The organism is Kribbella sp. NPDC050459, from assembly GCF_040655315.1.
Taxonomy (GTDB): Bacteria; Actinomycetota; Actinomycetes; order Propionibacteriales; family Kribbellaceae; genus Kribbella.
Map to the genome: position 1 here is coordinate 62575 of NZ_JBFAJQ010000021.1, position 19569 is coordinate 82143.

Annotated in this window: 20 protein-coding genes; 10 read left to right on the forward strand and 10 right to left on the reverse strand. The window is 69.6% G+C overall.

Annotation, left to right across the window (positions count from 1 at the left end; translation table 11 throughout):
* Positions 1–47 precede the first annotated feature (47 nt).
* Positions 48–3626 (forward strand): discoidin domain-containing protein, encoded by a 3579-nt coding sequence (locus AB0I12_RS40610; RefSeq protein WP_359941191.1) that lies wholly within the window; start codon positions 48–50, stop codon positions 3624–3626.
* A 173-nt stretch (positions 3627–3799) separates the two neighbouring features.
* A complete protein-coding gene (locus tag AB0I12_RS40615; protein ID WP_359941194.1) occupies positions 3800–4315 on the forward strand; it encodes a hypothetical protein in 516 nt (171 codons plus the stop codon).
* A gap of 95 nt (positions 4316–4410) precedes the next feature.
* Here AB0I12_RS40615 and AB0I12_RS40620 read toward each other — a convergent pair whose 3' ends face one another.
* The gene (locus tag AB0I12_RS40620; protein ID WP_359941197.1) at positions 4411–5412 is read right to left on the reverse strand and encodes a winged helix-turn-helix domain-containing protein; all 1002 of its coding nucleotides are present in this window, start codon (positions 5410–5412) and stop codon (positions 4411–4413) included.
* 98 nt (positions 5413–5510) lie between these two features.
* On the opposite strand from AB0I12_RS40620, the gene AB0I12_RS40625 reads away from it, so the two are divergent.
* On the forward strand, positions 5511–6428 hold the full coding sequence (locus AB0I12_RS40625; protein ID WP_359941200.1) for a superoxide dismutase: 918 nt from the start codon (positions 5511–5513) through the stop codon (positions 6426–6428).
* Here the strand turns inward: AB0I12_RS40625 and AB0I12_RS40630 are convergent.
* The 4 genes from AB0I12_RS40630 to AB0I12_RS40645 all read right to left on the reverse strand — a co-directional run bounded on the left by AB0I12_RS40630 (position 6425) and on the right by AB0I12_RS40645 (position 10111).
* The gene (locus AB0I12_RS40630) at positions 6425–6883 is read right to left on the reverse strand and encodes a MarR family transcriptional regulator (protein ID WP_359941203.1); all 459 of its coding nucleotides are present in this window, start codon (positions 6881–6883) and stop codon (positions 6425–6427) included. The two genes, AB0I12_RS40625 and AB0I12_RS40630, sit on opposite strands and share 4 nt — an antisense overlap.
* A 34-nt stretch (positions 6884–6917) precedes the next feature.
* Positions 6918–8237 carry a GGDEF domain-containing protein gene (locus AB0I12_RS40635; RefSeq protein ID WP_359941206.1) on the reverse strand — a complete coding sequence of 440 codons (1320 nt, stop codon included), beginning with the start codon at positions 8235–8237 and terminating at the stop codon, positions 6918–6920.
* A gap of 141 nt (positions 8238–8378) precedes the next feature.
* Complete coding sequence (locus tag AB0I12_RS40640; RefSeq protein ID WP_359941209.1) at positions 8379–9614, reverse strand: MFS transporter; 1236 nt, start codon at positions 9612–9614, stop codon at positions 8379–8381.
* 56 nt (positions 9615–9670) lie between these two features.
* The gene (locus AB0I12_RS40645; RefSeq protein ID WP_359941212.1) at positions 9671–10111 is read right to left on the reverse strand and encodes a hypothetical protein; all 441 of its coding nucleotides are present in this window, start codon (positions 10109–10111) and stop codon (positions 9671–9673) included.
* Positions 10112–10160: 49 nt separating this feature from the next.
* Between AB0I12_RS40645 and AB0I12_RS40650 the strand changes: the two genes are divergently transcribed.
* The gene (locus AB0I12_RS40650) at positions 10161–10877 is read left to right on the forward strand and encodes a class I SAM-dependent methyltransferase (RefSeq protein ID WP_359941215.1); all 717 of its coding nucleotides are present in this window, start codon (positions 10161–10163) and stop codon (positions 10875–10877) included.
* Complete coding sequence (locus AB0I12_RS40655; protein WP_359941218.1) at positions 10874–11365, forward strand: DUF402 domain-containing protein; 492 nt, start codon at positions 10874–10876, stop codon at positions 11363–11365. The genes AB0I12_RS40650 and AB0I12_RS40655 overlap by 4 nt, the downstream gene beginning before the upstream one ends.
* A gap of 45 nt (positions 11366–11410) precedes the next feature.
* Here the strand turns inward: AB0I12_RS40655 and acs are convergent, their stop codons facing one another.
* Positions 11411–13345: an acetate--CoA ligase gene (gene acs, locus AB0I12_RS40660; protein WP_359941395.1), complete on the reverse strand. Its 1935-nt coding sequence runs from the start codon at positions 13343–13345 to the stop codon at positions 11411–11413.
* Between the two features lie 252 nt (positions 13346–13597).
* Here acs and AB0I12_RS40665 point away from each other — a divergent pair, with 252 nt between their 5' ends.
* On the forward strand, positions 13598–13741 hold the full coding sequence (locus tag AB0I12_RS40665; protein WP_359941221.1) for a hypothetical protein: 144 nt from the start codon (positions 13598–13600) through the stop codon (positions 13739–13741).
* 3 nt (positions 13742–13744) lie between these two features.
* Here the strand turns inward: AB0I12_RS40665 and AB0I12_RS40670 are convergent, their stop codons facing one another.
* Together AB0I12_RS40670 and AB0I12_RS40675 are read right to left on the reverse strand one after the other, a co-directional pair.
* Positions 13745–14185 (reverse strand): MarR family transcriptional regulator, encoded by a 441-nt coding sequence (locus AB0I12_RS40670; RefSeq protein WP_359941224.1) that lies wholly within the window; start codon positions 14183–14185, stop codon positions 13745–13747.
* A gap of 47 nt (positions 14186–14232) precedes the next feature.
* A complete protein-coding gene (locus tag AB0I12_RS40675; RefSeq protein ID WP_359941227.1) occupies positions 14233–14577 on the reverse strand; it encodes a helix-turn-helix domain-containing protein in 345 nt (114 codons plus the stop codon).
* 75 nt (positions 14578–14652) lie between these two features.
* Here AB0I12_RS40675 and AB0I12_RS40680 point away from each other — a divergent pair, with 75 nt between their 5' ends.
* Together AB0I12_RS40680 and AB0I12_RS40685 are read left to right on the forward strand one after the other, a co-directional pair.
* A complete protein-coding gene (locus AB0I12_RS40680) occupies positions 14653–15255 on the forward strand; it encodes an NAD(P)H-binding protein (protein WP_359941230.1) in 603 nt (200 codons plus the stop codon).
* Between the two features lie 207 nt (positions 15256–15462).
* Entirely contained in the window at positions 15463–16137 is a 675-nt protein-coding gene (locus AB0I12_RS40685; RefSeq protein WP_359941232.1) for an SIS domain-containing protein, read from the forward strand.
* 199 nt (positions 16138–16336) lie between these two features.
* Here the strand turns inward: AB0I12_RS40685 and AB0I12_RS40690 are convergent, their stop codons facing one another.
* Entirely contained in the window at positions 16337–17095 is a 759-nt protein-coding gene (locus tag AB0I12_RS40690; RefSeq protein WP_359941235.1) for a GntR family transcriptional regulator, read from the reverse strand.
* A 199-nt stretch (positions 17096–17294) separates the two neighbouring features.
* Here AB0I12_RS40690 and AB0I12_RS40695 point away from each other — a divergent pair, with 199 nt between their 5' ends.
* The gene (locus AB0I12_RS40695) at positions 17295–18242 is read left to right on the forward strand and encodes a glutathione S-transferase C-terminal domain-containing protein (protein ID WP_359941238.1); all 948 of its coding nucleotides are present in this window, start codon (positions 17295–17297) and stop codon (positions 18240–18242) included.
* On the opposite strand, the gene AB0I12_RS40700 is transcribed toward AB0I12_RS40695, so the two are convergent.
* On the reverse strand, positions 18243–18824 hold the full coding sequence (locus AB0I12_RS40700; protein WP_359941241.1) for a TetR/AcrR family transcriptional regulator: 582 nt from the start codon (positions 18822–18824) through the stop codon (positions 18243–18245). It lies immediately after the preceding gene.
* Between the two features lie 50 nt (positions 18825–18874).
* On the opposite strand from AB0I12_RS40700, the gene AB0I12_RS40705 reads away from it, so the two are divergent.
* Entirely contained in the window at positions 18875–19537 is a 663-nt protein-coding gene (locus AB0I12_RS40705; protein ID WP_359941244.1) for a haloacid dehalogenase type II, read from the forward strand.
* The last annotated feature ends 32 nt before the right edge of the window (positions 19538–19569 follow it).

A 19569-nucleotide genomic window follows, 5' to 3' on the forward strand; every position in this document is an offset into this window, starting at 1 on the left:
CTCTGAGCGCGGTGGCTCTTCCCTGTCCCGCCCACCAGGAGAGGCCCATGCGAAATCCGACCTGGCGGTTGCTGACCGCCTTGCTGGCCGCGAGTCTCGCGGCCGCACCCCTCGTCCGGCCGGCGCCGGCCGCGCAGGCCGCCGTTCTCGCCGGCCCCAACCTCGCCGCCGGCAAGGCCGCGTCGGCCAGCAGCAGCACCCAGAACTACGTCGCGTCGAACGTCACCGACGGCAACCAGAGCAGCTACTGGGAGAGCGCGAACAACGCGTTCCCGCAATGGGTCCAGGTCGACCTCGGGTCCTCGGTCGCGACCAACCAGGTCGTGCTCAAACTGCCGGCCGCGAACTGGGGCGCCCGGGACCAGACGCTCGCGATCCAGGGCAGCACCGACGGGCAGAACTTCACCGACCTGTCCGCGTCCGCGGCGCGCACGTTCAGCCCGCCGGACAACACGGTGACCGTCGACTACGGCACCGCCACCACGCGGTACGTCCGGATCCGCGTCACCGCCAACACCGGCTGGCCGGCCGGGCAGCTGTCCGAGCTCGAGGTCTACGGGCCGGCGACCGGTGACACCCAGGCTCCTACCGCCCCGGGCAGCCTGGCCTTCACCGAGCCCGGCGCAGGGCAGATCAAGCTCACCTGGAACGCGTCGACCGACAACGTCGGCGTGACCGGGTACGACGTGTACGCGAACGGCCAGCTGCGGACCAGCGTGGCCGGCAACGTACTGACCTACACCGACAACGAGCCCGCCAACGTGTCGATCGCCTACTACGTCCGCGCGAAAGATGCCGCTGGCAACCAGTCCGCGAACAGCAACACGGTCACCCGGAACGGCAGCGGCGGGCCGGGAAGCAACCTGGCGCTGAACAAGCCGATCACCGCGTCCGGCTTCGTGCACACCTACGTCGCGGCGAACGCCAACGACGACAACGTCACCACGTACTGGGAGGGCAACGCGAACCCGGCGACGCTCACCACGCAGCTCGGCGCGAACGCGGACCTCAGCTCGGTCGTGATCCGGCTGAACCCCGATCCGGCCTGGGGACCGCGGACGCAGACGTTCTCGATCCTCGGGCGCGAGCAGAGCTCCTCGACCTTCACCACGATCGTCGGCTCGGCCGCCTACGACTTCACCCCGGCGAACGGCAACGCGGTGACGATCCCGGTCAGCGCGCGCGTCGCCGACATACGGCTGAACTTCACCGGGAACACCGGCGCCCCGGCCGGGCAGGTGGCCGAGCTGCAGGTGCTCGGCGTCCCGGCGCCGAACCCGGATCTCACGCTCTCCACCGTCAACTGGACACCGACCTCGCCGGTCGAGACGGACGTGATCACCGTCCGCGCGACCGTCAACAACGGCGGCACCGGCGGATCCGCGGCGACGGACGTCAACTTCTATCTCGGCGCGACCAAGGTCGGCACGGCGGCGGTCGGCGCCCTCGCGGCCGGTGCGTCGACGACGGTGAGCGCGTCGATCGGGACGCGGGACGCCGGCTCGTACACGCTCAGCGCGAAGGTCGACGAGGCCAACGCGGTGATCGAGCAGAACGACGGGAACAACACCGCCCAGGCGTCCGGGCCGCTGGTCGTGACGCCGGTGGCGAGTTCGGACCTGGTGGCGGCCGCAGTGAACTGGACACCCGGAAATCCGTCGGCCGGAAATTCCGTCGCGTTTTCCGTGGCGTTCCGGAACCAGGGCAGTGTGGCTTCCGCGTCCGGTGCGCACGGGATCACGCTGACGGTGCTGAACGGGTCGTCCGTGGTGACGACGCTGACCGGCGCCTACACCGGGTCGATCGCGGCCGGTGCGACCACCCCTGCTGTTGCTCTCGGCAACTGGACGGCGGCGAACGGCCGCTACACCGTGCGTGTCGTGCTGGCCGACGACGCGAACGAACTGCCGGTGAAGCGGACCAACAACACCAGTGAACGACCGCTGTTCGTCGGTCGCGGCGCGAACCTGCCGTACGACCACCTCGAGGCCGAGGACGCCGCGGTCGGCGGCGGCGCGGCCGTGATCGGGCCGAACCGGACGATCGGCGACTTGGCCGGCGAGGCGTCCGGGCGGCGCGCGGTGACGCTGAACTCGAACGGCGCGTACGTCGAGTTCACCACGCGGGCCGCGACGAACACCCTCGTCACACGCTTCTCGATCCCGGACTCCGCCGGTGGCGGCGGCCAGTCCTCGTCGCTGAGCGTCTACGTGAACGGGACCTTCGCGAAGTCGCTGCCGCTCACCTCGAAGTACTCCTGGCTGTACGGCGCGGAGGCGTCGCCGAACAACTCGCCCGGCTCGGGACCGGCGCGGCACATCTACGACGAAGCGAACCTGATGCTCGACCAGACCTACCCGGCGGGCACGAAGATCCGGCTGCAGAAGGATCCGGCGAACGGTACGACGTACTCGATCGACTTCCTCGACACCGAGGCGGTGACCGCGGCCCCGAACCCCGGCGCGGGCTTCGTGACGCCGAACGGGTTCACCCAGCAGGACGTGCAGAACGCGCTCGACCGGGTGCGGCAGGACACCACGCTGCAGGGTGTTTACCTGCCGGCGGGCCAATACCAGACGTCGTCGAAGTTCAACGTCTCCGGGCGGGCCGTGCAGATCGTCGGCGCCGGGCCGTGGTTCACGCGGTTCGTGGCGCCGCAGAACCAGTCGAACACCGATGTCGGGTTCGACGCGCAGCCGTCGGCGAACGGGTCGACGTTCCGCGGGTTCTCGTACTTCGGGAACTACGACAGCCGCAACGACGGCCCGGGCAAGGTGTTCAACTTCGCCGGCACGGCGAACATGACGATCGACAACATCTGGATCGAGCACCAGATGTGCCTGTACTGGGGCGCGAACACCGACAACTCGGTGATCAAGAACTCGCGCATCCGGGACACGTTCGCGGACGGCATCAACATGACGAACGGGTCGTCCGGAAACACCGTCAGCAACAACGAGGCGCGCTCGACCGGTGACGACAGCTTCGCGCTGTTCAACGCCACCGACAACGGGGGCGGCGAGGTCCGGGACAACGTGTTCGAGAATCTGTCGGCGATGCTCACCTGGCGGGCCGCCGGGTTCGCCGTGTACGGCGGGACGAACAACGTTTTCCGGAACCTGTACGCGGCCGACATGCTCACCTATCCGGGGATCACGATCAGCTCGCTGGACTTCGGGATCCCGATGAACGGCTTCGGGGCCACGCCGCCGACGCAGTTCCAGAACGCCTCGGTCGTCCGGTCCGGCGGTCACTTCTGGGGTAACCAGACGTTCCCCGCGGTGTGGATCTACTCGGCGACCAAGGTGTTCCAGGGCATCCGGGTCTCCGACCTGGACGTCGTCGATCCGACGTACTCCGGGATCATGTTCCAGACCGACTACGTCGGCGGAAGCCCGCTGTTCCCGGTCGCGGACACCGTCTTCACCAACACCACGGTCTCCGGCGCCCGCAAATCCGGCGACGCCTTCGACGCCAAGTCCGGCTACGCCGTCTGGGCCAACGAACTCCCCGAACCAGGCGAAGGCCCCGCCCGCGGCGAGGTCACCTTCAACAACCTGACCCTCACCAACAACGCGACAGACATCCAGAACACCACCACAACCTTCACCATCCACCGCAACTAACCCTCGCAAGCCGCCGGAGCCTCCACCCCCTCCGGCGGCTTCGCCTTGTTTTGCGTGCGTCCGAGGCCTTCGCCGATCTGCCCCACGATGCCCCGGGATGCCCCGGTGTCACACCCGGGCAACCGCCGTTCCACGTGTGAAGCTCATGCCTTGCCACTCAACAGGGCGGGGAAATGCCGATCCACGTGTTCGTCGACGAGACCAAGTCCCGAGGCCTCCTGATGGCAGCCGCACGCTGCCCGGCCGGCGATGTCGCAGTCAACCGCAAGGCGCTCAGAGCGCTCCTCCTGCCGGGTCAGGAACGCCTGCACTTCAACCACGAGAAGCCGGCCCGGAGGAAGCAGATCCTCGACGTCGTTGCGGACTTCCATCTGGTCGTGGATCTCTATCGGACGGTCGGCGAGTCGCACGCGGACAGGCGCAGATGCCTGGAGGCGATCGTCCGGGATTGCACGCCGACGACCGAACGGCTCGTGGTCGAAATGGAGGAGTCGACCTACGAACACGATCGCCGGTGGCTCCGGGAAGCGGCGCGTCGCTACGGGTGCCACGAGACTCTGCGATGGGACGTGCTCGTCGCCAAGGCCGATCCATTGCTCTGGGTACCGGACGCCGTCGCGTGGAGCTGGATGCGAGGAGGTGACTGGAGGCGGGCGGTCGCACCGTTCTGTCACCTGAAAGACCTCTGAACAGCGCGAAACCCGGCTCGTCCACCGTCCGGTGAGCTGCCGGGTTCACTTCCGGGGGACTCGTGTCCCTCGGCAGGACAACTGTAGCCCGGGAATCAGGCGTTCGGGGCGGATTTCGGTATCTGCCCCTGGATGCCCCTGGATGCCCCGGTGAGGAGGTTGTGGGCGATGGGGGTCAAGGCGTGGAGGGCGGTGCCTTGGGTTCGGTGGGTGGTGATGAGGCCGGCTGTGCGGAGTACTCGGGTGTGTCCTGAGGTGGAGGCTAGGGAGATGCCGACGCGGCGGGACAGTTGGGTTGTGGTGGCGGGGTGGGTGAGGGAGCGGAGTACGGCGGCTCTCGTGCGGCCCAGGAGGTCTGCCAGGGCGTCGGTGGCGTCGAGGGTCGGCTCGGTCAGTCCGGTGCAGGGGTAGACGAGGACGGGGCGGCGGCCGGGTGCGTCCATCGCGAGGCAGCTAGACACCAGCGGCGACGGATACAGCTGCAGCCCGCGGCCCTCGAGGTGGATGTCCGCGATGCCGTCGTCCTCGGGGCCGTACGTCGTCAGTACCGGCGTCGACCACTCGACGTCCGGATGCAGCGAGGACAGCAACGCATCGGTCCCGCCGTGCAGGACCGCGCGCGACCGGACTCCCAGGTCGGCGCCATACCGCCGTTGCAGTTCAGCCGACGACGGCACCAGCACCTGCCGATGAAAGTCCCGGACCGCCGCCCCCAGCGCCCGCCGCGATCCGGCGCGTCCGTCCAGCAACCCCCGCATGTACCGGTCGATGTCCGGCGGCAACCATGGCTCCAACTCGCCCCGGATGACATCAGCCGGCGTATCCAGCAAGGCCTCGACCGCCGAGTCCAGATCGGGCCCCGGCACGTCCGGGACCAGGAAGTCCGGGAACAACCCGCCCGGCGAGATCAGCTTGAACAGCGGGCGCATCGACCCTTGCACCCGCGGTGCCGCCGTACGTCGCCAGCGTCGCGCGGCCGGTGAGATCGACCGGTCCCCGAGCGCCCGGGCCGCGAGCGCGGCCTCCCACAGCGGGTGCGGCTCGGCCGGGAACGTGACCCGGCCGAGGTCCGACGCGGTGAAATGGACCCGGATCATTCCCCGATTGTGACGGCCGCCGGGTCTCCCGCCCAGACCTCTTCGGCCCAGGCCGAATCCGGTCGCCGCCGGCCGTCGTACGATCCCACGCTGGCCCGATGAAACGTCTCGCAGTCCTCACCGTCCTGGCCCTGGCCGCGGCCACCCCGGCGGTCTCCGCACAGGCCGGTCCCGTCCATCGCCCGACCGAGTACGTCGTCTCGACCACGCCCGGCGAGAACCTCGAGGGAATCGCGGTCACGCCCGGCGGCACGATGTACGTGACCAGCGTCGCCACCGGCGCCGTGTACCGCGGCACCACCCGCTCGTCCCGCCTCAGCCCGTTCCTCAAGGCCGGCAGCGACGGACGGACCTCGGCCACCGGCATCCACCTGGACCGCTGGGGCCGGGTCCTGGTCGCCGGGGCGAGCACGTCGAAACTCTTCCTGTACGACGCCCGCGGCCGGCTGCTCGGCGTACGAAAGGCTGCCGACGGCTCGTTCCTCAACGACTTCACGATCGCCGGCGACGCCGTCTACGTGACCGACTCGGCGCACAACCAGATCTGGAGGGCGCCGCTGACCCGCGACGGTCTCGGCGAGCTCGAACCGTGGATCACCCGCGACCGGATCCAGCCGACGCCGTACTTCCTGAACGGGATCGTCACCGACGGCCGCGTCCTCCTGGTCGGCGAGCAGGGGCAGGACGTCACGTACCGGATCGACCTGCGCAGCCGGCAGGTGACGGTCCTGGACGTCCCGAACGGCATCCTGTCCGGCGACGGCTACCTCCTCGAAGGACACCGGCTGTACGCCGTCCACAACGCCGGCGGCGGGAAGTACGTGACCCGGCTCGCGATGCTGAACGACGACCTCACCCAGGCGACGCTGGTCGCGGACTCGGGGCCCGGCGCGGCCGGTGCGACCCCGACGACGATCGCCCGCGACCGCGGCCGGCTGCTGTGGGTGAACAGCCAGCTGGACGTCGCGCCCGGCACCCCGCCGTACACGGTGACTGTCGTACCAGGGCTGCGTTAGAGCCCGTCGGTCACGCGATTCAGGATCGTGCCTGCCTGCAGAACGAGGGCCCGGTCGGACTCGTCGAGACGGTCAAGGAGCTTGGCGAGCTCGTCCGCGGCCTGACGGCCGGACGCCGCGACGGTCTGGGCGCCCGCCTCGGTGAGCACCACCGCGGTCGCCCGGCCGTCGACCGGGTCCGGTTCCCGCCGGACGAGGCCTGACTCCTCCAGCGCCGCGACCGTGGTGGTCGCGGTCGGCTGGGAGCACGGGACGCGCGCGGCGATCTCACCGATCCGGATCGGCTGCTCGTCGGCGATCAGCATCAACGCCAGGAACTGCGTCGGATGCAGCAGCGTGGTGGTCCTGCTGCGGCGCAGGTGCCTGACGATCCGGTGCATGCTGACCAGCAGCTGCAATGCTTCCTGCGCCATCGTGATCACCTCCGTCGGGAAGCGCAATCCTGGCACAGGCATCCAAACATCACCTACCGCGCAGGAGCCCGGGGAGTCAGGACGCGGGCAGCTCGCCGCCGTTGGCCGGTGCCGAGACCACGCAGTTCCGCCCGGCGTCCTTGGCCTGGTACATGGCCAGATCGGCCGCCATCTGGAGCTCGTCGAGGCTGGTGCCGGACTCCGGGTACGTCGCGGCGCCGATCGAACACGTGATCGTCTCGCACAGGACGGGCCCGTTCGGGGTCGGGATCGTGACCGCCAGGCCGGCCACCCGGCGCCGGATCCGCTCGGCGGCCAGCGCGGTGTCGGCCGCGGACGTCTGCGGCAGCAGGATCACGAACTCCTCGCCGCCGAGCCGCCCGACCAGGTCGTTGTCACGGACTTCCTGGCGCAGCTCGGCGGCGACCGCCTTCAGGGCCTCGTCACCGGCCATGTGACCGAAGGTGTCGTTGATGGCCTTGAAGTGGTCGAGGTCGAGATACAGCACGCCGAGCCGGGAGCTGGTGCGCTCGGCGCCGGCGAACTCGCGGCGGGCGATCTCGTGCCAGAACGCGGCATTCGCCAGGCCGGTCTTGGGATCGGTGCGCGACGCCGCCTGGAACTGCTCGACCAGGAGCGCCCGGTGCAGGCCGAGGATGGTCAGCAGCAGGACCGCGACGGCCCACGGTTGGCTGAGCAGCAAGGCGGCGGTGGCCACGCCCAGCCCGAGCGAGCCGGCCACGATCAGCTGCTCCGAGAGCTTGCCGATGGCGTTGCGCCCCGGGGAGTCCGGGTTCGACAGCATGATCGCGCCCGCGACCAGCGCGAAGTTCACGAACCAGTACGCCAGACCGGCCGTCACGACGGCGACGAGTCCGAGCGGACCGCCCGGATAGCCGGGATAGACGCCGGGGCGGATCGCCGCCAGCGCGACGGCACCGGCGGCTCCGGCCAGCACCACAGTCGTCGCGGTGAAGACCGAGCGGTACGGCGGAACCCGGCGTACCCGCAGCCAGGAGTGGACGTAGGTGCTGACGATCAGCGCGGCCGCGAGCGGCGGCGGCAGGATGAGGACGCCGGCGAAGGTCCACATCCCCTTCAGGTTCGTGTACGGAATGCCTTCGGCGCCGACCTTGCGCAGCCGCTCGATGTCGCGGGCGGCCTCGATGTGGATCGCCGATCCGGCGGCCAGCACCAGCAGCCGGATCCAGTCACCGGACGTGACCGCGACCAGGTCGAACGTCGAAGCAACGACGACCGCGGTGATGAGCTCGACCGCCAGAACGTAGCCCAGCACCGTGCGCGGCAGCGACCACAACGCCCATTTGGTCGGGCTCCACGCCGCGTCCTGACGCCGGCGCAGGCGACGGTGCGCCAGCCGATGCCGGATACTCATGAAAAAGACCCCCGCCTCACAGTCGGTCCTTGTCACAGAGTAGCCGCGATGTGCACGCATTGTCATGGCTTCTCTGGTTTTACCTCGCCCGGATTCCGCGAGAGGAGGCCGCCGCCATGCAGAACAACGACTGGTGACCACTCATGCCGGTTGTCGCGTAGCGCCGGCGTATCCGTACGCCGCGCCCGCTGCGACGAGCACACCGACAATACCGGCGGTCGCCACCACCAAACCCGGCGACCACCGATCTGCCGCCGCCCCGGCAGTGAGCACTCCGACTCCCTGGGAGACGATCAGCGCAGTGCGCGCCAGGCCGAACGCCTGGCCGCGCTGTGCGTCGGGGACGTTCATCACGAAGGCCGCGCTGGCGGCGAGCTGGTACGACGCACACAGTCCGGAGAGCATCCACAACACGACGGTCGCCCACAGCCCGGGCTGGACGACGCAGCCGATCAGCGGTGCACAGGACCCGATCGCCAGCGGCCCCATCAGCGTGAGCCGCCGAGCCGGTGCGGCACGCGTCAGCAGCAGCATGCCGACCATCTGGCCGGCCGGATTCGCGGCCAGCAGGATCCCGACGGCGATCGGTCCGCCGCCGACCGCCGCGGCGTACGGCGCGGCGAGTCCCTCGACGCTCACGTAGAAACCCGCGACACAGGCCAGCGCGACGAGGTAGCGCAGCCGCCGGTCGCTCCAGACGAGCCCCGCGCCCGCCGACAACGACTCCCACCAGCCCGGACGCGCGTCGGCCGACTGCGGCAGCGGGCGCTCCCGGACGCCGAGTTTCAGCAGCAGCACGGACAACGCGAACGTGGCCGCGTCGGCCAGCAGCGCCTTCTCGACGCCGAAGGCCGCCACCAGCGTGCCACCGGTCACGAACCCGGCCAGCTGGGCCGCCTGCGCGGTGATGTTGGTCACCGAACTGGCCAGGACGAACTTGTCGCCGGTCAGGATCGACGGCAGCAGGGCCGCCCGCGCGGACTGGAAGGGTGAGGCGAGCAGCTGCACCGCGACCAGCAGGACGCACAGGATCCACAACGAGGTGCCGGGGATCGCCATCGCAGCGAGCAGCAACGCCCGCAGGATGTCGCAGCAGATCATCACCCGGCGGCGCGGATACCGGTCGGCCAGGCCGGACAGCAGCGGGCCGCCGACGATGTCGGGCAGGAAGGTCAGCGCGTAGGTGACCGCGGACAGCCCGGCCGAGCCGGTCCGGTCGAAGACGAGCACGGCGAGGGCGACCCGGGCCAGCTGGTCCCCGATCACCGAGCCCAGCTGCGCCAGCCACAGCCAGCGGAACTCGGCCACACCGAAGACCTCGCCGTACGTCGCAGGTTGCTCGGCGGGGTCTGTCGGAGGATGAACAGGGCGGGTCACCAGGTCAAACTACCCACGATCCGCGACGGAATGCGCACGCTACGGTGCGCCGCTTTTCACAGGTGTGCGGCGAGCACTCCCAGAGCGAATGCTGTACCGGCCAGTCCGAGCATCGCGGTCGCCAGTGTCACCAACCGTGACTGCAGCTTCGGCAGCTCGGCCGTGGTCGCGAAGATGCGCTGCGGCCAGTGCCGCCAGGAGACGTACCAGAAGATCCCGGTGGCGATCAGCAGGAGCAGTCCCTTGACGGCATGGAGCTGCCAGTCGTCCTGGTTGATCAGGAGCAGACCGCCACCGGTGAGCGCGATGACGGCGATCAGGCCGATCACCTTCCACCTGTTGCCCGAGGCAATCACCGCGGTCAGCGTCTCGCGACCGTCCCGGTCGGGTCCGAAGTACTTCTTCAATTTCGGCTGCACCACGAACAACGAGTACGCCATCCCGCCGACCCAGGCCGCAGCCAGCCCGGCATGGATGATCGCAAGCACGGCCGTCATGCCCCGAAAATAGTCCTCGCCAGGGGCCAGACCTCTATAGCCTCGCGGCATGGACCCCTGGCAAACATTGACCACCGACTACGAACGATCCCGGGCCCGCGACGACTCACTCGACCACTTGATGGAATGGGACGCGCAACGCTCCCTGATCGGCCCCGTCGACGGCCGCGCCGTGCTGGACATCGGCTGCGGCAACGGCGAGAAGACGATCGAACTCGTCCGCGAGCACGGCGCCGCCTCGGCGGTCGGCGTGGACGTCGGCGGCCAGTTCCTGACCCCACCCGACGGCGCCGACGTGACTCTGGTCCCCGGCGACCTGTCGACCCTCGACGAGATCTCCGCGCTGGACGGCCGCCGGTTCGACGTCGTCCTGTTCCTGCAGTCGCTCGCCTACGCCCAGGACCGCGGCAGAACCCTTCGCGCCGTGCGGTCCCTGATCGCCGACGACGGCGTGCTGGTGGTCTCGATGGCGCACCCGATCCGCTGGGCGGTAGAGCGCTCCGCGCAGGAGGGGATCGCGCTGGGAGACGCGTATCACACGGTCGGCCCGTACTCGTACCCGTCGCGGTGGAATCCGGACATCACCATCACGCACAGGACGGACACGTTCTCCAGCATCCACAACGCGCTGACCGACAGCGGTTTCCGGGTCGAGCACATCCTCGAACCGCAACTGTCCGACGAGAACAAAGAGCGTTATCCGCAGAAGCAGGAATGGCTCTCGGAGCACGTCGGAATCATCATTTTCCGCGCCCGGCCGGCATGAGGGTCCTGCACCGGTCCGGGCAGTGGTGTCCGGCCCGACAGATCGGAGAGGTCGTCGCGTACGACGTGCGGATCCTCCCGCAGTACCAGGTGCCGGGCCGACCGACCGTCGATCGGAGTTATCTGCTGCTCGGCGAAGGGGTGCAGCTGACCAAGCCCGCCGTCTTCGAGGGACCGGTCGAGGGCTGGTGGTACGTCGACCTGGTGGAGATCGAGCGCACCGACGCCGACTTGATCGTGCACGACCTGTACGTCGACTTCCTGATCCCGCCCGCGGTGGATCGCTATCAGATCCTCGACCTCGACGAACTGGGTGAGGCTGTGCGGGACGGCAAGTTCACCGCCGCCCAGTGCGCCGACGTCCTGACCACGACGCAGCGCTTCGTCGACCGCTACCTGCGCCGTCCCGAGGAAGGCCCGAACGGCCCATCCGCCGCGTTCCCACCGCCCGAGGTGACCGCCCTCGAGCAGCTGGCGTCGTTCCTCTGACAACAACAGGCCCCCGGGACCCGGGGGCCTGTTGTCTGCGAGTTGTCAGTCCTCGTCGGACTTGCCGGCCTCCAGGTTGGTCTTGATCAGGTCCATCACCGTGGAGTCGGCGAGCGTCGTGACGTCGCCGACCTCGCGGTTCTCGGCCACGTCGCGGAGCAGCCGGCGCATGATCTTGCCGGAGCGCGTCTTCGGCAGCTCCGAGACGACCATGATCTGCCGCGGCTTCGCGATCGGGCCGATCTCCTTGGCGACGTGGTTGCGGAGCTCCTGCACCACGTCCGGACCGCCGTCGCCGGCCTCCGAGCGCAGGATGACGAACGCGGCGATCGCCTGACCGGTCGTCGGGTCGGACGCGCCGACCACGGCGGCCTCGGCGACCTTCGGGTGCGAGACGAGCGCGGACTCGATCTCGGTCGTCGAGAGCCGGTGGCCGGAGACGTTCATCACGTCGTCGACCCGGCCGAGCAGCCAGAGATCGCCGTCCTCGTCCTTCTTCGCGCCGTCACCGGCGAAGTACACGCCCGGCCAGCGCGACCAGTACGTGTCGACGAACCGCTGGTCGTCGCCCCACAGCGTCCGGAGCATGGCCGGCCACGGCTTGGTGATGACCAGGTAGCCGCCGGACCCGTTCGGCACCGGGTTGCCCGCGTCGTCGACGACGTCGACGCTCACGCCCGGGATCGCCTTCATCGCGGCGCCCGGCTTACCGGCGGTCACGCCCGGCAGCGGCGAGATCATGTGCATCCCGGTCTCGGTCTGCCACCAGGTGTCGACGACCGGCGCCTTGCTCCCGCCGATGTGCTCGCGGTACCAGACGTACGCCTCCGGGTTGATCGGCTCGCCGACCGACCCGATCACGCGCAGCGAGGACAGGTCGAACTTCGCCGGGATCTCGGCGCCCCACTTCATGAACGTCCGGATCGCGGTCGGCGCGCAGTACAGGATCGAGACCTTGTACTTCTGGACGATCTCCCACCAGCGGCCCTGGTGCGGCGTGTCCGGCGTGCCTTCGTACAGCACCGAGGTGGTCGCGTTCGCCAGTGCGCCGTACACGATGTAGCTGTGGCCGGTGACCCAGCCGATGTCGGCCGCGGTCCAGTAGACGTCGGTGTCCGGCTTCAGGTCGAACACACCCCACTGCGTGTACGACGTCCCGACCAGGTAGCCGCCCGTGGTGTGCAGGATGCCCTTCGGCTTGCCCGTGCTGCCGGACGTGTACATCACGTACAGCGGGTGCTCGGCGTCGAACGCCTCCGGCGTGTGCTCGGCCGACTGCTTGCCGACGAAGTCCTCCCACCAGAGGTCGCGACCCTCGACCATGGCGGTCTCCCGGCCGGTGCGCTTCACCACGACCACGTTGCGCACGTCGGGGCAGTCCGCCAGCGCGGCGTCGACGGCCGGCTTCAGCGCCGCCGGCGCGCCGCGGCGGTAGCCGCCGTCCGAGGTGATCACGACGCGCGCGTCGCAGTCCAGGATCCGGTCCTTGAGCGCCTCGGACGAGAAGCCGCCGAAGATGACCGTGTGCGGAGCGCCGATCCGGGCGCAGGCGAGCATCGCGACCACGGTCTCGGGAATCATCGGCATGTAGATCGCGACGATGTCACCGGGCCGGACGTTCAGCTCGAGCAGCGCGTTGGCCGCCTTGCTGACCTCGTCCTTGAGCTGGGCGTAGGTGATCTCGCGGGTGTCACCGGGCTCGCCCTCGAAGTAGTAGGCGATCTTGTCGCCGAGGCCGTTCTCGACGTGCCGGTCGACACAGTTGTACGCCGCGTTCAGCTTGCCGTCGGCGTACCACTTGGCGAACGGCGGGTTGCTCCAGTCCAGCGTCTCGGTCGGCTCGGTCGCCCAGGTCAGCCGCTTCGCCTGCTCGGCCCAGAACCCCTCGAAGTCGGCCGCGGCCCGGTCGTAGGCGTCGGCCTTCAGGTTCGCGCTGGCGGCCAGCTCGGCGGGCGGGTCGAACCGGCGCTCCTCGTGCATCAGGTTCGACAGTGCCTCGGACTGGGATGGCTCTGCATTCGTCACGTCGACGACTCCTCCTCGCTGGCTTCGGCGCGCTGGAGCGCCCGGTTACCTTTCTACCAACGCCGACCCCGCCACGGGAACCGGCGTATCGCCGAGCCGGTCCGAATCTGCGCCGAACAGGCCGCGCCGGAGGACGGGCGGCCCGGGAATTCCGGTGTACGGCGGAACCAAACCGCCCGGGCGTGCATCGGACTTGATGTGAACCCGATGCAGCCGAACGCCCAGACGCCGACTCTCGCCACCGAGGAACGCCGGAAGATCTCCTGGGCCGCGCGCCGCCGGGTGCACGCCCGCGAGCTGCGCGTCCGCCGGACCCAGAAGGCCGCCCGCGCGCAGCTGCCGACGTACTAGGGCCTAGGCCTGGTGGTAGGCCAGGAGCTTGCCGAGGATCGTGGTCAGCCGGGTACGGTCCGTGGCCGACAGCGGCGCGAAGATCTCCTCCTGCGCCTTGCCGACCAGATTCGTCAGCCGCCGGTACTGGCGCTTGCCGGCCGTGGTGATCGTGATGACGTTGCGGCGGCCGTCCTCCGGGTCCGGGCTGCGCTCGACGTACCCGTCCGCCTCCAGTTCGTTGAGCGCGGCAACCACATCGCTGCGGTCGATCGAGCTGCGCCGGCCGAGCTCGGCCTGACTGGCCGGCCCGAACTCGACCAGCGTCGCGAGCAGGCGGAAGTGGTACGCCCGCGCGCCGCCGGCCGCGAACGACTCGGTGACGACCCGGTGCGCCTGGGCCGCACTCTGGGTCAGCAGCCAGCTCGGCAGTTGGGTCAGGGCGGTCGGAGTCTGCTCATCCACCCGCGCAGTCTAAGCGCTGACCGGTTCGTCGCCAGCGTTGGCACTACCTACGATTCGCGGGCGTCCAGAAGCTCGTCCCAGTGATCCTCGGCCCAGTCGCAGAACGCGCGCAGCGGACCGAGCAGGCTGCGACCCAGAGCGGTGAGCTCGTAGGTGACCCGTCGTTCGTCCTGCGCCCTGCTGACGAACCCGTCGCGCTCGAGGTTGCGGAGCGACTGGGTGAGCATCTTCGGGCTGATCCGGGCGAGCGGGACCCGCAGCTCGGAGTACCGGCGCGGGCCGTCCTCCAGGCACCTCAGCACCAGACCCGCCCATTTGTCGCTGCCGATCCGGAACGGCAGCACCGTCGACGGGCAGATCTCCTCGAACATGTCCGCTCGCAGCGCCTCCATGCCTCCCAAGGTATCCAATCGGTAACCACACCCCCTTCTACGGTCGCCGTACCTGTTTCGGAGGAGGAGGTTGCGGTGAGCAAGATTCTGGTGATCGGAGCCCGTGGACGGGCGGGCGCGGCGGCGGTCGCGGAGGCGCGGGAGCGCGGGCACGACGTGCTCGGGGTCGCCCGTACGGCGGAGGGTGAGCTGATTGCGGGGGACGTGACGGACGCGGGCCGGATCGCCGGCCTGGCCGCCGGGTACGACGCGGTGATCGCCGGTGTGTATGACGGCGGGAGTGACCCGGGCGAGTTCTTCCCGGCGACGGCTCGGGCCCTTGTGGAAGGGCTGGAGAAGGCCGGCGTGTCCCGGCTCGTATGGGTCGGGCTGGCGTCGATCCTGCCGACCGCCGACGGGACGTTGCTGATGGACACCGGTGGGTATCCGACCGGGTACCGCTCGTTCTTCCTCGCCCATCAGGCGGCGCTGGACATCTTCGTTGCCTCGTCACTCGACTGGGCGTCACTCGCACCCACCGGCGACTTCAACCACGCGGACCCGTCCCGCAAGGGCAGCTACCGGGTGGCGCCGGCGGACGCGCAGGACCTGATCTCGTACGCCGACTTCGCAGTCGCCCTCGTCGACGAGGTGGACCATCCGGAGCACCACCGCGAGGCGATCGGAGTTGTCGCTTAGCCCCAGCAAAGCGGACCTGGGTCACACACCAACCGGAACACCACACGTCCCCGCACGCTCAGCTCCGCGCATGGACCACCCAACAACCAGGGTTGGTGAGTGCCCCAGGTCCGGCAACCACCACCAGCCAACCGCACCACCCGCGCCAAGGTAGTGGTCTAGACGGGTGCCTGGCGCGGGCCGGCGTGCGGACGATAGGTTCGGGGCATGGCTGGGGCCGAGGAGTACTTGGGCAAGGCGTTGGCGATCGCGCAGCGGGCGGCCGACACACAACTGGGGGCGATCCGGGTGGCGGCCGGGCTGGTCGCCGACGCGCTTGCCGGCGGGAAGACGTTCTGGGTTTTCGGGACCGGGCACAGCCACGCGCTGGCCGAGGAACTGTACGGGCGCGCCGGTGGGCTGGCCGACGTACGCGCGATCCTCGAGCCGGGGCTGATGCTGCACGAGGGCCTGCAGAAGAGCTCACTCCTCGAACGACTCCCCGGCCTCGCCGACGTCCTGCTCGAGATCAACCCGCTGGCCGCCGGCGACGTTGTCCTGATCGCGTCCAACTCCGGCCGGAACGCCGTACCCGTCGAGTTCGCCCTGGGTGCCCGTGCGCGCGGCGTCCAGGTGATCGCGCTGACCTCCCTGGCCCACTCCAATGCGGTGACATCCCGAGCCCCCGGCGGCCAACGCCTCTTCGAAACCGCCGACGTCGTCCTCGACAACTGCGGCGAACCAGGCGACGCCCTCATCGAGGTCCCCGGCACCCCAGAACCCACCGGCGCCACCTCAACCCTGGTAGGCGCCCTACTCCTCCAGGCCCTGACAGTAGAAGTAGTAACCCGCCTGACAGACCGCGGCCAACCGCCGAATGTCCTCCGCAGCCTGAACGTGTAGCCCGAGAGCTGGCGTGCGGTCGCCCCCCGCGCGACTACTCAGCGCGCGCCCGCGGCGAGCGGACCGTGCTGCCAAGAACTGGGGACAGAGCCGAGGAACGTTGGACACCAGCTGGGGTCTGGAGACAAGGCATTGCTTGTTCAAGGTCCCCGTTGCTTGTCCGAGGTACAGCAACTAGAAGTCCGGCGCTGAGCCGGGGTCAGGTCGCGCGGTAGGCGACGGTGATGTCGTAGCGGTCGGAGCGGTAGACGGAGCGGCCGAATTCGATGACCTGGTCGGTGGCGGTGCGGGGGGCCGAGGTGATGATCAGGCAGGGGGTGGTGCTGTCGATCTCGAGGAGTTCGGCGTCGCCCGGTTCGGGTGGGGCGGCGACGATGGAGGCCGAGACCATGCCGAGCGTCACGCCGTACCGGGTGGAGAGCTCGGTGTAGAGGGACTTCTCGGCGAAGTCGATCTCGTCGAGGCCGGGGTAGCGGTGCAGGGACAGGGCGGTGCGCTCGATCGCCATCGGGTCGCCGTCGGCGGTGCGCAGCCGGACCAGGTGCAGGACCGGCGTGCCGATCGGTTCCTCGAGCTCGCGGGCGAGGTGTTCGTCGGCGGCGCCGACGCGGTGTTCGAGGACCTTGGCGCCGGGCTTGATGCCGCGGTTGACCATGTCCTGGCTGAACGACGACGCGAGCATCCGGGACGGGCGCGGCTCGGCGACGAAGGTGCCGCCGCCGGGGCGGCGGTTGGCCAGGCCTTCGGCCACGACGCGGTCGACCTCCTGCCGGACGGTCATCCGGGCGACGCCGAAGCGTTCGGCGAGAACACGTTCGGACGGCAGCACGGTGCCGACGGCCAGCGAGCGGGTGAGGTTCTCCAGAATCTCGCGGATCTGGTCACCCTTCGGGCGATCGGGCCGCAGCTCGGTGGGGAGCTCGGCGAGGTCGCCGGGGTTGTTCCGTGGGCGGGCCATGAGGTCAGTATCCCTGGGAATCTGCCCGGCAAACCGGTTGCCGGGGACACGGGCCGCGGTGGGGTCGTACCGCGCAGGCCGCCCGTGACCGCGTTGTCGCGGACGACCTAGTCAGCCCGACTGTAACGTCCGGTGCCGCCTCACGGCCAGTGACGGCTCACGGCCCCAGGCAATTCACAGCGGGGGTAGTTTTAGCGCTATGACCCCGGGACAGTTCGTACAGGAGACGTCGTCGACCGGCGAATGGAAACGCCAGGGCAACAGATTCACCGGCCGCATCACCCGGGACTCCACCGCGGCGCCCGGCGAAGGACCGGACGGCCAGGGCCGCTGGCCGGTCGAGCCGGGGCGGTACCGGCTGGTCGTCAGCCTGGCCTGCCCGTGGGCGCATCGGTCGATCATCGTGCGCCGGCTGCTCGGCCTCGAGGACGCGATCGGCCTCGCGGTCGTGGACCCGATCCGCGACGACCGCGGCTGGCGGTTCACGCTCGACGCGGACGGTCGCGATCCGGTGCTGGGCATCGAGTACCTGTCCGAGGCGTACCTGCGCACGGATCCGTCGTACGACGGCCGCGTGACCGTGCCCGCGATCGTCGACACGACGACGGGCGTGGTCGTCACCAACGACTACCCGCAGATCACGCTCGACCTCTCCACGGAGTGGACCGACTTCCACCGGGCCGGCGCGCCGCGGCTGATCCCCGACGACCGGGCGGAGATGGACCAGCTGATCGACGAGATCTACCGGGACGTGAACAACGGCGTGTACCGCTGCGGTTTCGCAACCAGCCAGGAGGCGTACGAGGCGGCGTACGACGCGCTGTTCGCGAGGCTCGACGTCCTCGAGGATCGCTTGAAGGACCGCGAGTACCTGCTCGGCGACACGCTCCGCGAGGTGGACGTGCGGCTGTTCACGACGCTGGTCCGCTTCGACGCGGTGTACCACGGGCATTTCAAGTGCAACCGGCAGAAGCTCACCGAGTTCCCGAACCTGTGGGCGTACGCGCGCCGCCTGTACGGGCTGCCCGGCTTCGGCGAGACCGTCGACTTCGACCAGATCAAGCGGCACTACTACGTCACCCACGACAGCATCAACCCGACCGGCATCGTCCCGAAGGGGCCGGACCCGCGCGTCTGGACCGCCTGATCAGGCGGCGAGCGCGTCCAGTGCCGCGGTGACCGCGGACCGCAGTTGCGCCCGCGTCGCACCGGACCGCGAGCGCAGGTTCACCGCGTACGCGAGCAGCGTCAGCATCTCGGCCGCGCCCGCGAGCTCGACCCCGGAGCGCAACTCCCCGTTGCTCTGAGCAACCTTCAGTGCGGCGGCCAGCGCATCCCGCAGCACGGCGTGGTGCTCGGACAGGACCGCCCGTACGGCGTCGGGCGGGTTCTCGGCGTTCGCGTTCGCCATCATGCAGCCCCAGCCGGCGTACTCGCCCGCGCACCGCAACCGCAGCAGCTGGTCGAAGAACGCCCGCACGGCCGCGAGGCCACGACCGTCGGCGGCCAGCCGGTCGAACATCGGCCGGGACCTGTGCTCCAGGTACCGGCGCGCCGCCGCCGCATACAGGTCGTCCTTGCCGCCGAACGCGTTGTACAGACTCGACCGGCTCAGCCCGGTCGCGGCGACCACGTCCTGGATCCCGGTCGCCGCGCTCCCGCGGCGCCAGAACAGCTGCTCGACCGCGGCCAGCGCTTCCGCCTCGTCGAAATGTTTGACATCCGGCATACCCGGCATCATATCTTGGAACGACCGATCCAAGATAGCGAGGAGTCGTGATGATCGACGTGCTGGTGCTCGACGTCAACGAGACCCTGACCGACATGGAGCCGCTGCGGGACGGGTTCGCGGCGGCCGGGCTGCCGCGGCACGGCCTCGACGCATGGTTCGCGGCGATCCTGCGGGACGGGTTCGCGCTGACCGCGGTCGACGCGTACGCCGCTTTCCGCGACGTGGCCGCCGACCTGCTGACGGACCAGCTCGTCGGCGCCGGGATCGAACCGGATGCGGAAATGATCCAGAACGTGCTTTCCGGGTTCACCCGGCTGCCGCTGCACGCGGACGTCGCACCGGGGCTGCGGCAGATCCACGACGCCGGCGTCCGGATCGTCACGCTCACCAACGGCGCGGCCGCGATGTCGGAAAACGTATTCAGAAACGGCGGAATCCTGCCGTTCCTCGAGCACCGGCTCGACGTCTCGGCGCCGCAGCGCTGGAAACCGCACCCGGACGCCTACCGGCACGCCGCCGAGGTCTGCGGCGTACCCGTCGACCGCATGGGCCTCGCCGCGGTCCACCCGTGGGACATCGACGGCGCGCAGCGCGCCGGCCTCCAGGGCTTCTACGTCGACCGGCGGAAAACGCCGTACCCGACGGTGTTCAGCACGCCGGATCACGTCGTTCCGGATTTCGAGGCGCTGGCCGCGCGGATCACCGGGTAAAATCCTCGGCAGGGTGTGCCGGGAAGTCTGGT

What these genes read in the sequence shown, in the direction of transcription:
- AB0I12_RS40705 (WP_359941244.1), top strand. Translation starts at nt 18,875, where the DNA reads ATGATCGACGTGCTGGTGCTCGACGTCAACGAGACCCTGACCGACATG.
- AB0I12_RS40610 (WP_359941191.1), top strand. Translation starts at nt 48, where the DNA reads ATGCGAAATCCGACCTGGCGGTTGCTGACCGCCTTGCTGGCCGCGAGT.
- AB0I12_RS40645 (WP_359941212.1), bottom strand. Translation starts at nt 10,111, where the DNA reads ATGACGGCCGTGCTTGCGATCATCCATGCCGGGCTGGCTGCGGCCTGG.
- AB0I12_RS40685 (WP_359941232.1), top strand. Translation starts at nt 15,463, where the DNA reads ATGGCTGGGGCCGAGGAGTACTTGGGCAAGGCGTTGGCGATCGCGCAG.
- AB0I12_RS40675 (WP_359941227.1), bottom strand. Translation starts at nt 14,577, where the DNA reads ATGGAGGCGCTGCGAGCGGACATGTTCGAGGAGATCTGCCCGTCGACG.
- AB0I12_RS40695 (WP_359941238.1), top strand. Translation starts at nt 17,295, where the DNA reads ATGACCCCGGGACAGTTCGTACAGGAGACGTCGTCGACCGGCGAATGG.
- AB0I12_RS40625 (WP_359941200.1), top strand. Translation starts at nt 5,511, where the DNA reads ATGAAACGTCTCGCAGTCCTCACCGTCCTGGCCCTGGCCGCGGCCACC.
- AB0I12_RS40635 (WP_359941206.1), bottom strand. Translation starts at nt 8,237, where the DNA reads ATGAGTATCCGGCATCGGCTGGCGCACCGTCGCCTGCGCCGGCGTCAG.
- AB0I12_RS40655 (WP_359941218.1), top strand. Translation starts at nt 10,874, where the DNA reads ATGAGGGTCCTGCACCGGTCCGGGCAGTGGTGTCCGGCCCGACAGATC.
- AB0I12_RS40630 (WP_359941203.1), bottom strand. Translation starts at nt 6,883, where the DNA reads ATGCCTGTGCCAGGATTGCGCTTCCCGACGGAGGTGATCACGATGGCG.
- acs (WP_359941395.1), bottom strand. Translation starts at nt 13,345, where the DNA reads ATGCACGAGGAGCGCCGGTTCGACCCGCCCGCCGAGCTGGCCGCCAGC.
- AB0I12_RS40700 (WP_359941241.1), bottom strand. Translation starts at nt 18,824, where the DNA reads ATGCCGGATGTCAAACATTTCGACGAGGCGGAAGCGCTGGCCGCGGTC.
- AB0I12_RS40665 (WP_359941221.1), top strand. Translation starts at nt 13,598, where the DNA reads ATGCAGCCGAACGCCCAGACGCCGACTCTCGCCACCGAGGAACGCCGG.
- AB0I12_RS40650 (WP_359941215.1), top strand. Translation starts at nt 10,161, where the DNA reads ATGGACCCCTGGCAAACATTGACCACCGACTACGAACGATCCCGGGCC.
- AB0I12_RS40690 (WP_359941235.1), bottom strand. Translation starts at nt 17,095, where the DNA reads ATGGCCCGCCCACGGAACAACCCCGGCGACCTCGCCGAGCTCCCCACC.
- AB0I12_RS40620 (WP_359941197.1), bottom strand. Translation starts at nt 5,412, where the DNA reads ATGATCCGGGTCCATTTCACCGCGTCGGACCTCGGCCGGGTCACGTTC.
- AB0I12_RS40615 (WP_359941194.1), top strand. Translation starts at nt 3,800, where the DNA reads ATGCCGATCCACGTGTTCGTCGACGAGACCAAGTCCCGAGGCCTCCTG.